At 57.5% G+C, this 11,759-nt stretch carries 9 protein-coding genes; 4 read left to right on the forward strand and 5 right to left on the reverse strand.

Annotated features, from left to right (window positions below; genetic code table 11):
• Positions 1-67 precede the first annotated feature (67 nt).
• Positions 68-2,059: a choline BCCT transporter BetT gene (locus NIZ92_RS14680; RefSeq protein WP_035271998.1), complete on the forward strand. Its 1,992-nt coding sequence runs from the start codon at positions 68-70 to the stop codon at positions 2,057-2,059.
• Here NIZ92_RS14680 and soxR read toward each other — a convergent pair.
• Positions 2,056-2,532: a redox-sensitive transcriptional activator SoxR gene (gene soxR / locus NIZ92_RS14685; RefSeq protein WP_009459330.1), complete on the reverse strand. Its 477-nt coding sequence runs from the start codon at positions 2,530-2,532 to the stop codon at positions 2,056-2,058. The genes NIZ92_RS14680 and soxR overlap by 4 nt on opposite strands.
• A 281-nt stretch (positions 2,533-2,813) precedes the next feature.
• On the opposite strand from soxR, the gene NIZ92_RS14690 reads away from it, so the two are divergent.
• The 3 genes from NIZ92_RS14690 to NIZ92_RS14700 are packed head-to-tail and all read left to right on the forward strand — an operon-like array spanning position 2,814 to position 8,430.
• Entirely contained in the window at positions 2,814-3,887 is a 1,074-nt protein-coding gene (locus NIZ92_RS14690; RefSeq protein ID WP_009459332.1) for an efflux RND transporter periplasmic adaptor subunit, read from the forward strand.
• On the forward strand, positions 3,884-7,000 hold the full coding sequence (locus NIZ92_RS14695; RefSeq protein ID WP_254002172.1) for a MexW/MexI family multidrug efflux RND transporter permease subunit: 3,117 nt from the start codon (positions 3,884-3,886) through the stop codon (positions 6,998-7,000). The genes NIZ92_RS14690 and NIZ92_RS14695 overlap by 4 nt, the downstream gene beginning before the upstream one ends.
• Positions 6,997-8,430 carry an efflux transporter outer membrane subunit gene (locus NIZ92_RS14700; RefSeq protein ID WP_083053172.1) on the forward strand — a complete coding sequence of 478 codons (1,434 nt, stop codon included), beginning with the start codon at positions 6,997-6,999 and terminating at the stop codon, positions 8,428-8,430. Before NIZ92_RS14695 ends, NIZ92_RS14700 begins: the two co-directional genes overlap by 4 nt.
• A gap of 2 nt (positions 8,431-8,432) precedes the next feature.
• Here the strand turns inward: NIZ92_RS14700 and NIZ92_RS14705 are convergent, their stop codons facing one another.
• The 4 genes from NIZ92_RS14705 to NIZ92_RS14720 all read right to left on the reverse strand — a co-directional run bounded on the left by NIZ92_RS14705 (position 8,433) and on the right by NIZ92_RS14720 (position 11,494).
• Positions 8,433-8,861 carry a hypothetical protein gene (locus NIZ92_RS14705; protein ID WP_254002173.1) on the reverse strand — a complete coding sequence of 143 codons (429 nt, stop codon included), beginning with the start codon at positions 8,859-8,861 and terminating at the stop codon, positions 8,433-8,435.
• Between the two features lie 170 nt (positions 8,862-9,031).
• Complete coding sequence (locus NIZ92_RS14710; protein WP_026484656.1) at positions 9,032-9,721, reverse strand: ANTAR domain-containing response regulator; 690 nt, start codon at positions 9,719-9,721, stop codon at positions 9,032-9,034.
• 3 nt (positions 9,722-9,724) lie between these two features.
• Complete coding sequence (locus tag NIZ92_RS14715; protein ID WP_035271988.1) at positions 9,725-10,879, reverse strand: transporter substrate-binding domain-containing protein; 1,155 nt, start codon at positions 10,877-10,879, stop codon at positions 9,725-9,727.
• A 132-nt stretch (positions 10,880-11,011) separates the two neighbouring features.
• Entirely contained in the window at positions 11,012-11,494 is a 483-nt protein-coding gene (locus NIZ92_RS14720) for an AmiS/UreI family transporter (RefSeq protein WP_060186338.1), read from the reverse strand.
• Positions 11,495-11,759: the final 265 nt, after the last annotated feature.

Here is an 11,759-nt window from a genome sequence, read left to right on the forward strand (position 1 = left end):
TAACAAACCTTTCAACCGGCAGTCGTTCTCGTTAAGCTGTGCCCTCTAGTTACAAACGGAGCATGACATGGGGCTGCCTTTTAAAAGCACGCTACATCCACGGGTGTTCTGGGGATCTACCTTTATCGTCCTGGTCTTTTTGCTGATCGGGATTATTTTCCCTAAAGACGCCGCACTTATTTTTGAGCAGTTACAAAACTGGGTCATCAAAAGTTTCGGCTGGTTCTATATCCTGGCTGTGGCCCTGTTTTTCTTTGCCGTCGTCTATCTGGCATTAAGCCGCTACGGCAATTTGAAATTAGGGCCGGACGACTCGGAGCCTGATTACCCCTATCTCACCTGGATGGCGATGCTATTTGCTGCCGGTATGGGGATTGGCCTGATGTTCTTTGCCGTGGCCGAGCCACTGCAACACTTCTCGGCCCCGCCCTCGGGCCTGGCCAGCACAGTGGAAGCCGCCCATCAGGCGCAGATCATCACCTTCTTTCACTGGGGCGTTCACGCCTGGGCCGTCTATGCGGTCGTTGGCTTGTCGCTGGCTTACTTCTGCTTTCGCTACAACCTGCCTTTAACCATTCGCTCGGGCCTGTATCCCTTGTTTGGCAAGCGTATCGAAGGCTGGATTGGCGATAGCGTGGATATTTTCGCTGTTTGCGGCACGCTATTTGGTATCGCTACCTCCATGGGTTTGGGCGTACTTCAAATCAATGCTGGTCTGGAGCATTTATTTGGCTGGCCGCAGGAAACCTGGCTACAAATTATTTTGATTGTGGTGGTTACTTCGCTGGCTACCCTATCTGTTGTCAGCGGATTGGATGTTGGCATTCGCCGCCTGTCCGAACTGAATTTGCTGGTTGCCATTGCCTTGATGCTGTTTGTGCTCGCCGTGGGCCCTACAGCCTTTTTGATGAATGCTTTTGTACAGAATATCGGCGGTTATCTCGATAACTTCTTTGCACGCTCATTTAGTACACAAGCATTCCGCGGGCAAAGCTGGATGAAAGCCTGGACCCTGTTTTACTGGGCCTGGTGGATCGCGTGGTCGCCCTTTGTCGGCATGTTCATCGCCCGCATCTCGCGTGGCCGCACCGTACGTGAATTCGTACTGGGCGTCTTGCTGGTGCCCACCGTCTTCACCTTCTTCTGGATGACCGTTTTTGGTAACACCGCCATCTTCCTGGATATGGGTGTGGCGGCGGGCCAACTGGCCCAGGATGCTGCCGCGAATGCATCCGTGGCCCTGTTCGAGTTCCTGGAATACCTGCCTTGGTCCAATGTAACCTCGACCTTGGCAATTATTCTGGTAGCCATTTTCTTTGTGACCTCGGCCGACTCGGGCTCTTTGGTTATCGATACCCTGGCCGCCGGTGGGGTGGAAGACGCTCCAGTCTGGCAACGCATTTACTGGTGCGCGCTGGAAGGCACCGCTGCCTCCCTGCTCTTGCTGGCCGGTGGTCTGACAGCCTTGCAAACCGTCACGCTGGTCAGTGCCCTGCCCTTTGCCATCATCATGTTCTTGTTGATCCTGGGGCTGTTCAAAGGCATGAAGGCAGATATGTCACGATTGCGTCGTCAAGGCCCCATGTCCGGCCCGGCTCCCGGCTCGGAAGTGTCCTGGCGTCGACGCCTCTCGACGATCCTGCACACGCCCAACCAGCGGGACGCCCGTCGCTTCATGGGTGAAACCGTGGTTCCCGCCTTGCAGGCCGTGGCCGACGAGCTGGGCAAACGCAACCTGAACGTCAGCCTGGAGACCAGCGAGCAGGATACGGCCCAACTGACCATTCAGGCCGACAACCAGCGCAACTTTGTCTATGGCGTCGAGTTGCGCGCTCGCCGGGTTGCCAGCTTTACCGCGGCAGCAGCACGCAACGAACAGGCTCGCCCTCAAGAATGGCAAGTGCGTACTGTCTTTGCCGATGGCAGTCGGGGTTATGACTTGATGGGCCTGTCCTCCAGTCAGGTCATCAACGACATCCTGAACCACTTCGAGCGCTATCAGTCCCTGGTCACTTCCGAAGCCACCGCGCTGTACGCGCAGTCGCCCGACCCGAGCTAAGCCTCTGTTCCGGTCTCCAGCTTTCTTTCCAGAATCTGGGGACCGGGCCCTTGCTGGCCCAGAATATCGGCCGGATTACGCAAGGGACACTCACTCATGGACAAGCACCCACAGCCAATACAGTGGGTCAGCTCATCGCGCAGTCGCGTCAACTGCTCAATACGATCATTCAAACTGGCCTGCCAACGGCTGGACATGGCTCGCCATTGCTTACTGGATGGCTTGCTGCCCGGTGGCAAACCACGCAAGGCCTCGTGGATTTCCTCCAGGGGAATCCCGGTACGCTGCGCCACTTTGATGATCGCAATATAGCGTAAAACCACCGAATCAAAACGACGCTGGTTCCCGCTATTCCGCGTACTGGCAATCAAGCCCTTGGCTTCATAAAAATGCACGGTCGAGACAGGGACACCACTGCGTTTGGCCACTTCCCCCACCGTCAAGGCACGACTGAAATCCACTGTTTTTGCCATCTTGACACCCCTTGACCTCAAGTTAACTTGAGGTTTTATAGTCCAGGTACCTAATTAAGGCAAGCCATGTTGGCTGCCTCTTTGTTGTCACAGGAACCTGCCATGCCTCCCCTCATTTGGATTCTGTTTGCCGGACCTCTGTCATGGTTACGGCAAGCCCAGCTTGTGTCAGCCACCTACTTCAAACCCGAAGACTGGTCGCAAAGTGATCAGCGATTCGGCTGGACTCTTCCCAACAAACAGCCTTTGTGGCCCTCTTCCCTGACAGGAGGGTCGGCAGCATGAGTTCGCGTCGTACTTGGATCATGATTCCCGTTCTGGCCGGCGTATTGGCCATAGGCTGGCGTTTGCTGCCAGCCTCGCAAGAAGCTCAAGCAGGGGGAGCCTATCCGCCTGCCGTCGTCGAACTATCCAGCGTCGAGTCCCAGACCGCTCCTCGTCTTTTGCATGCCGTCGGTGCACTGGAAGCCTGGCAGCAAGTGCTGCTCAGTGCAGAGACCAGCGGCCGTATTCGCAAGATTGATTTCACCTCCGGACAGCAAGTCAAGGCAGGCCAGCCACTGGTTTTGCTCAATGACGAACTGGAACAAGCCAGCGTGCGCCGCGAGCAGGCACAGGTCAAACAGGCCGCCATTCAGCTCACCCGTGTACGCAAGCTGAAGGAACAGCAAGCCGCTACCCAGGAGCAGTTGGATCAAGCCCAGGCCGATCACGCTGTGGCCCAGGCCCAACTGCAATATCAACGCGCTGAACTGGCCTTGAAACAGATTGCCGCCCCCTTCTCGGGTCGCATCGGTATCACCAGCTTGCATCAGGGCCACTACTTGCAACCCGGCCAAGCCATCGCCAGCCTGGTCGATGACAGTCAACTGCGTGTGAACCTGACCGTGCCAGAGCAAAGCCTGCCGGATCTGAAAGTGGGCCAGACCCTGCACGTACAGGTGGACGCCTGGCCAGGCGAGAACTTCCAGGCTGAAATCAGCGCCATCGATCCCTTGATTGGAGATTCGCGCACCGTGCGCCTGCAAGCGCTGCTGCCCAACCCGGACAATCGCCTGAAAGCGGGGATGTACGCCCGTGCTCAATTGAAGCGCCCCGCCGAAGCGCCCGTCCTGACCGTGCCCGAAACCGCATTGACCTACACCGCCTACGGCCAGACCGTGTTTGTGGCCTCCCCCACGGATCAGGGTCTGTGGCAGGTCAAGCGCGTGGCCGTACAAACTGGCGAGCAATGGGATGAACGTGTCGAAATCATTGATGGCTTGAAAGAAGGCGACAAGGTTGTGAGCGCCGGCCAGATCAAGATTCAAGACGGCTCCACAGTACAAACCGCCAAGGACAAGGAGCCAGTATGAACACCACCTCCCGTCCCGGCTTTACCGACTTGTTCGTTCGTCGGCCGGTACTTGCCCTGGTGGTCAGCGCTTTGCTCCTGATGTTGGGGCTGTTCTCCTTGGACAAGCTGCCCATCCGGCAGTATCCCCTGCTGGAGAACTCCACCATCACGATTACCACCGAGTACCCCGGCGCCTCTGCACAACTGATGCAAGGCTTTGTCACCCAGCCCATCGCCCAGGCTCTGGCCTCGGTGGAAGGGGTGGATTACCTGTCCTCCAACTCCGTGCAAAGCCGCAGTGTCGTGACCCTGCGCATGGAGCTGAACCGCGACTCTACCCAGGCCCTGACCGAAGTCATGAGCAAGGTCAGCCAGGTGCGCTACCGCCTGCCTGAAGGCGCCTATGACCCGGTTGTGGAACGTTCCTCCGGGGACTCCACTGCGGTGGCCTATGTGGGCTTTTCCACGACGTCAATCTCCATCCCGGAACTGAATGACTATCTGTCCCGCGTGGTGGAGCCCATGTTCTCCACCATTGATGGCGTGGCAAAAATCCAGACCTTTGGTGGTCAAAAACTGGCCATGCGACTGTGGCTGGATTCGGATCGCATGGCGGGCTATGGACTGACGGCTGCCGATATTGCCCAGGCTGTGCGTGCCAACAACTATCAGGCCGCCCCCGGCATGGTCAAAGGCCAGCATGTCTTGAGCAATATTCAGCTCAATTCGGACCTGACCAGCGTGGCCGAATTTCAGGACCTGATCGTGCGCGAAGACGGCACCTCGCTGGTTAGACTGCGCGACGTAGGCAAGGTAGAGCTGGGAGCAGCAGCGACGGAAACCAGCGCCCTGATGGATGGCCTGCCCGCGATTCACCTGGGCTTGTTCCCCACTCCCGGCGGCAACCCCTTGCGGATTGTGGAGGGCATTCGTGATCGCCTCCCAGCCATTGAGGCCACCTTGCCTCCCGGCGTGGAAGTGGCCCTGGCTTTTGAAACCGCCCGCTTCATCCAGGCCTCGATTGATGAGGTGCTCAAGACCCTGACCGAAGCCATGATTATCGTGGTGCTGGTGATTTATCTGTGTCTGGGTTCTTTCCGCAGCGTGCTGATTCCGCTGGCTACCATTCCCTTGTCCATGTTGGGAGCAGCCGCCTTGATGCTGGCCTTTGGTTTCAGCATCAATTTGCTGACCTTGCTGGCCATGGTGCTGGCTATCGGACTGGTGGTGGACGATGCGATTGTAGTGGTTGAAAACGTACACCGTCACATTGCCGCCGGACGCTCACCCGTGGTGGCGGCTTTATTGGGCGCACGTGAAGTGGCCGGCCCAGTGATCGCCATGACCCTGACCCTGGCCGCCGTCTATGCCCCGATTGGTCTGATGGGTGGCCTGACTGGAGCACTGTTCAAAGAGTTTGCCCTGACGCTGGCCGGTGCCGTGCTGGTATCCGGGGTCGTGGCCTTGACCTTGTCCCCAGTGATGAGTTCCTTGCTACTGCCCTCACAGCAAGATGAAGGTCGCATGGCGCACCTGGCAGAGAGCTTCTTTGGTGGTCTGTCGGCCCGCTACGGTCGATTGCTGGCCCGCTCCTTGCGCCATCGCTGGATCACGGGCGCCATGGCCTTGCTGGTCTTTATCAGCCTGCCCGTGCTCTATCAAATGACGCACAGCGAACTGGCTCCCATTGAAGATCAGGCCAGCGTGCTGACAGCCGTGAAAGCTCCGCAAAATGCCAACCTGGCCTATGCCGAGCGCGACGGCAAGCTGCTGGATGACACGTATCGTGAAGTGGCCGAAACCGAAAGCACCTGGTTGATTGTGGGGACAGACGGCCCGGCTGCCAGCTTTGGCGGGATCAACCTGAAGGACTGGAGCAAGCGCGAGCGCGATGCCAGCGCCGTACAGGGTGAGCTGCAAGGACGTGTCAGCGCGATTCCCGGCAGCAGTATCTTCGCCTTCCAGCTTGCCCCCTTGCCCGGTTCCAGCGGCGGTCTGCCGGTGCAACTGGTACTGCGCAGTCCCGGCGACTACCGCACGGTGTACGACACGATGGAATGGGTGAAGCAGCAAGCCCGTGACAGCGGATTGTTCGTCGTGGTAGACAGCGATCTGGACTACAACAAGCCCGTTTCCCGCGTGGAAATTGACCGCAGCAAAGCGGCCAGCATGGGTATTAGTCTGCGAGATATTGCTGATTCCCTGGCCGTGCTGGTGGGCGAGAATTACCTGAACCGCTTTTCGCTGGATGGTCGCTCGTATGACGTGATTCCACAAAGCCAGCGTGAACTGCGCCTGACGGCTCAAGCACTGACACGTCAGTTTGTACGCAGCGCCAATGGCGAGCTGGTGCCCTTGTCGGCCATGGTTCAAATCCACAGCGAAGTGGAACCCAACAGCCTGCGCCAATTCAACCAGCAAAACTCGGCCACGCTGCAAGCCATTCCAGCACCGGGCGTCACGCTGGGACAAGCGGTGGGCTATCTGGACGACATCGCCCGTCAATTGCCTGCAGGATTTACGCATGACTGGCAATCGGAGTCGCGCCAATTCACCCAGGAAAGTCAGTCTCTGGTGTGGGCCTTCCTGGCCGCACTGGTGGTGATTTACCTGGTACTGGCCGCGCAGTACGAAAGCCTGGTGGACCCCATCATCATTCTGGTGACGGTGCCCTTGTCCCTGTGCGGTGCCCTGCTGCCTTTGGCCCTGGGATTTGGCACGCTCAACATCTACACCCAGATAGGTCTGTTAACGCTGGTCGGCCTGATCAGCAAACACGGCATTCTGATGGTGGAGTTTGCCAATGAGCTGCAATTCAAAGAGGGCCTGAAAAAGCCCGAAGCCATCTTGCAAGCCGCCCGCATTCGTTTGCGCCCTGTGCTGATGACAACCGGGGCCATGGTCTTTGGTCTGGTGCCTCTTCTATTTGCCTCCGGTGCGGGTGCTAACAGCCGCTTTGGCCTGGGCGTAGTGCTGGTCTCGGGCATGTTGATCGGCACAGTATTCACCCTGTTTATCTTGCCGACTTTGTATACCTTGCTGGCGCGTGATCACGCCCATCAAGCAGACACCCCGCGGGCGCGCGATTTGGCGCAAGCCCTGCGCCCTTCGACTGGAGAACACTCATCATGACGCCACAACTATCAAACAGGCTAGCGCCTGTGGCGCGTGCTCTGCGACTGGTGATCCCCAGCCTGATCCTGAGCGGTTGCGCTGTGGGGCTGGACACCTCCATTCCCACCGCTCCAAGCTTGGCCGACACCAACTGGAACAGCCAGTTCGCTCAAGCCACCGAGCAACGCGAAAACTGGTGGACCTTGCTGCAAGACCCGCAACTGAACGCCTTGATTGCCAAGGCCCTGGACCACAACCTGGATATTGCCCAGGCACAGGCCCGCTGGCGGGCCTCCCGCGCCCTGATCGACGAGCGCCAACACGACCGTCTACCCGCCATCACGGCCCACGCCAGCTACAACCGTAGCGGTTCACAATTTGCCGCGCCCGATGGCTCCATTGATCACGGTATTACCGAGAACTGGCGCCTGGGCATGCAGGCCACTTGGGAGATCGATCTGTTCGGTCGTCTGGAGCAACTGGCCCGTTCTGCACAGGCTCGCAGCGAGGCCAGCGCAGACCAACTGGACCTGACTCGCCAGGCTATCGCGGCTGAACTGGCACGCCAATACGTGCAAGCCCAAGGTTTGCAACGGCAACTGGCTCTGGCTGAGGATGACGTACGCAGCTGGGAGCATACGATCAGGCTGGTGCAGGCTGGCGTCTCGCTGGGTCGGGAATTGCCGGAGAATCTGGACAATGCCCAGGCTGGTCTGGAGCGTGCCAAAACCCTGGTGCCCCAACTGCGCAGCGACCTGGAACTGGCTCGTTTGCGCATCCAGGTACTAAGCGGCGGGCAAGCCGGGAGCATTGATACGCCATTGCCCAGCGCCAAGGCACCCTTGGCCGCTTCCTTGCCCTTAGGCGATGTGAACGCCATGCTGTTCAACCGGCCTGACGTACGCGCCGCCCGGCAAGAAATCCTGGCCAGCTCGCACGAAGTGGCCGCCGCCACCGCCGAGCTGTACCCCCGCCTGGATCTGGCTGGCTTTATTGGCTTTTTTGCTTTGCGAGGTAGCGACCTGGGCCATGCTGCCCGTGCCTTTGATGTTTCACCTGCCATGCAATGGCCTGCCCTGCGCCTGGGCCATGCCAAAGCGCGCTTGCGTGGCATGGAGGCGGTGGCCGATGAATCACGCCTGCACTATCAACAAGTGCTGTTGCAAGCTCAGGAAGAAATTCAGGGCTCTTTGCAAAGGCTGACTCAACATCAGGAAAGCCTGCTTAGCCTGACTCGAGCGGCGTCACATCTGGAAAATGCCCATGAGCGTGCCTTGACGCGTTATGAAGTGGGAGCCGGTGCCTATCAGCAAGTGCTGGAAAATCAGCGCAGCCTGAACCAGACCCGGCAAGAACTGGCAATAGCGGAAACCGGCTCGTACCTGAATGTAATTGCCTTGTATCAGGCCTTGGGTTGGGGAGTGGCGACACCAAGCTCCACTGAGTAACTTCAAGCTTGATTGGATTGGGGGTGGTCTGTCTCGAAGATAGGCCGCCCCTTTTCTATTTGTGCATCCGTCTGTTGCAAAAACTCGGATAGATTCGCAATCTTGCTTTGCATTAGCCGATCCAGCAGCTTTCCGCCAAACCACAACAAGGCGCAGCAGAAAAACGTAATCGGCAATACATACCAACGCAGCCAGACCGATGCATCCAGCAACCAGCCAAGCGCGGTAAAAATCACCACTAAAGTGCAGGCAATCCAATTATTGCGCTTGGCCTTGAGCAAGAATTTCCTCAAATCCAGGTGGCCACGGTTCAGAGTCTCTAATTGCTCGTAAAGCTGATCGCGGTCTTTTTGCAGCTGCACCCAAGCAGCGCGCTGCTCTGATGTCACCGCAAGGGCAGACCGGGGCTGTTCATATTCCTGATGGCTCATTATCTCTACGCTGAGGCAGCGGCGTACTCTAGAAAATCGCTATTGTAGGAGGAATGAAAACGGGTAGTGTTTCTGCCTTTTTCTCTTTACCAAGCAAGCCTATGCCTACCACTTCAATCACGCGCCTGCTCTAGCCAGCCACCGCAGCTCAGCCTGGCCAGAACGCCTTGCTAGTTCCCCAGCAAGGACGAACCTTTTTGCCCCAGGGACAGCACTTCACTGGCATTCACAATGGCAATCGAAATATCCTCAATCGTGCTGCGCTTGTTCATGGCCTGCTCACGAATCAAATCGTAGGCCTGGTCCTCGGACACCTGATGGGTACGCATCAAGATCGTCTTGGCTTGCGCCACATGCCGCTGCCCCATCAGTTTGGTTTGCAGCTTGCTGATCAGCCGACGTTGCTGGCGCAGTTCTTTATGGTATTTACGCGCCAGCACCACCGTGGACAACAAGCCAAAAGAGCGTATGGGCGAAGGCAGGATCGCCTGAATATTCAAATCCAGCACGGCCGACACTATCGTGGGATTTTCATAATTGACCACGGCAATAATCGTGGGTGCTTCCTCCTCGCAGACCCAATCCAGGCGCAGGTGCAAAAGATCAGGCTGCACGGCCAGAAACACCAGATCCGTTCCTGAAGGCAGGTTTTGCGTGGGCGGCCAGATCGTCTGGACCGAACACCCGATACGCTGCAGTTGCTGGGTCAGCAAGCGGCCATCGCTATCGTCCGGATGCATGACCACCATCGTCAATTGCCGCAGTTCCTTGAGCTGCGGCGAGGTGGCATGCGGAAAACGATTCCGCACTCGCAAAGGCTTGTTTGCCGGCTCATCACCGTAGGAAGAGGAGTTGGCCACGCTTTATGTCTCCAAAGTATCCAGCTTGGCAGTCCAGTCGCCCAAGGAATGGGTAACCAGATACGGGTCGGGCGAGACCGGGCGCGTTGCCTGGCGCACAATCGCAAATTCGCCGTCGGCATTGATGCGGCCAATCCGTGGATAAAGCCAAGTATGGTGATTATTGGGATCGATCTTGATCCGCCCTTGAGGTGCATCCAGTTCACTGCCCAGCAGGTAGGGCAATAAATCTCCGATCGCATCACTGGCAGATTGTCGATACGCATTGGCGAACAAATGCATCTGTGAATAGGCGGCTTCCCAGCACAGATTAGGGTGGCAGTCGGCCCCAAAGCGCTTGCGTAAACTGGCCAGACAACGCGCATTGACCTCCGACTCGATGGACTGAAAATACGGTGCGGCGGTGAAGTGTCCACAGGCAATTTCCGCGCCCATCTGGGCAATCTCGGCCTCGGAGGTCGTTAAACTGGCAATGGGCATGGTTTGCGGATTAAAGCCCGCATTGGCATACGCGCGATACAGATTGGCAGTGGAGTCCCCCACCACGGTGGAGAAAATAAAGTCCGGCTGCTTCTGGCGTATGTCTTCCATGATCAGGCTGTAATCGCTCTCGCTGGCATCCAATGGCAGATAGTGTTCGCCCAGCACTTTGCTATCGGGATGCTGCATGACCAGCTCGCGCATGATGCGATTGGACTCATAGGGGTAGATATAGTCCGAGCCAATCATGTAGACCCGCGCGCCAAAATTGCTGGTCATGAAATGCGCCAGCTGCACACTGTTCTGATTGGGCGCAGCGCCGGTATAGATCACATTGCCCGAAAACTCGAAACCTTCGTACAGGGTGGGATAGAACAAGAGCTTGTTCCACTTCTCCACAATCGGGATCACGGCCTTGCGGCTGCTGGACATATAACAGCCAAAGATCACATTGACGCGGTCCTGCACAATCAGCCGCTCGGCCTGTTCAGCGTAGCAAGCGGGCCTGGACGCCGGGTCGTAGCACACCGCCACCAGTTCACGCCCCAGCAGGCCACCGGCCTCGTTGATTTCCTCAATCGCCAGTTTGGTGCCCTGCCATTGCGACTGACCAATGGTAGAGGTCATGCCGGTTGCGGAATAAAGAACGCCGACGCGTACGGGTTCGTTGTGAGCCAAAGTCCATCTCCTGTCTAGCATGGTAGGGGCGCAGGTCGACGGACCTGCCGGTAAACACTACGAGCGAGCATCAGGTTACTCCAAAAAACTGCATTACTCTGGCTCCCCACCACGCTTGCACTCCTATGAAAACTACCAGGCATCCATCATGATCAGGGTGCCGGGCAACCAGCAGGTCAAGGCCCCGATCAAGACGGTATACGCAGGCAAAATACGCAAGGACCGTCCCAATCCCAAGGCCAGGAAAAACAGAAACCACAGGCTGGACCACAAGAGCCACATGGCGATCAAACGCGGATCGCTGGCAGACCCGGCAAAGGCCAGTGCGCTGATGGCAACGAACAGGCAATACCAGCCAAAGCCCACTCCTTTCAACCCATACCACTGCACCACAGCCAGATACAGATAGGTGAAGGCAAACAGCAGCCCACCAGCAACGGCAAAGTAATCCGCCATTTGCTCGCCGCGCTGCAAGCCCAGCAAATTGATGAACAGGGCCAACAGCCCCACCAGCAAGTTAAAGGGGGCCAGGTCCCGACTTTCAATACGTCCAGTCAAACCCACGCCATTCACAATCAGCACAGCCCCAATAAAGAAAAGCGCAACACCCAACATGGCATAAGCCTCCAAAACAAGGTGACGATTCCGGCCTGGCTGGCGTCAGATCTTGCTGACGCTGCGTGAGCTCTGTGTATCGCGATGGCATCGTGCCGCGAAGCAAGGTTCCAGATAGTTCGCAACCTAACTACGAGGTCGGATTTATTTCAGGCAAACAAAAAGGCCCAGACCGGTTCAAGCATTGAACCGGTCTGGGCCTTTTTGCCCGGCATCGGCGCTGGCAGCATTGGCAGCGGATGTCGTATCTATTTGGAAATGTCGC

Origin of the sequence: Alcaligenes sp. 1735tsa3 (assembly GCF_024134565.1) — a bacterium.
Classification (GTDB): domain Bacteria; phylum Pseudomonadota; class Gammaproteobacteria; order Burkholderiales; family Burkholderiaceae_B; genus Alcaligenes; species Alcaligenes phenolicus.

Coding starts and splice junctions, on each gene's coding strand:
- NIZ92_RS14720 (WP_060186338.1), bottom strand. CDS start 11,494: ATGTTGGGTGTTGCGCTTTTCTTTATTGGGGCTGTGCTGATTGTGAAT.
- NIZ92_RS14690 (WP_009459332.1), top strand. CDS start 2,814: ATGAGTTCGCGTCGTACTTGGATCATGATTCCCGTTCTGGCCGGCGTA.
- NIZ92_RS14705 (WP_254002173.1), bottom strand. CDS start 8,861: ATGAGCCATCAGGAATATGAACAGCCCCGGTCTGCCCTTGCGGTGACA.
- NIZ92_RS14695 (WP_254002172.1), top strand. CDS start 3,884: ATGAACACCACCTCCCGTCCCGGCTTTACCGACTTGTTCGTTCGTCGG.
- NIZ92_RS14680 (WP_035271998.1), top strand. CDS start 68: ATGGGGCTGCCTTTTAAAAGCACGCTACATCCACGGGTGTTCTGGGGA.
- soxR (WP_009459330.1), bottom strand. CDS start 2,532: ATGGCAAAAACAGTGGATTTCAGTCGTGCCTTGACGGTGGGGGAAGTG.
- NIZ92_RS14700 (WP_083053172.1), top strand. CDS start 6,997: ATGACGCCACAACTATCAAACAGGCTAGCGCCTGTGGCGCGTGCTCTG.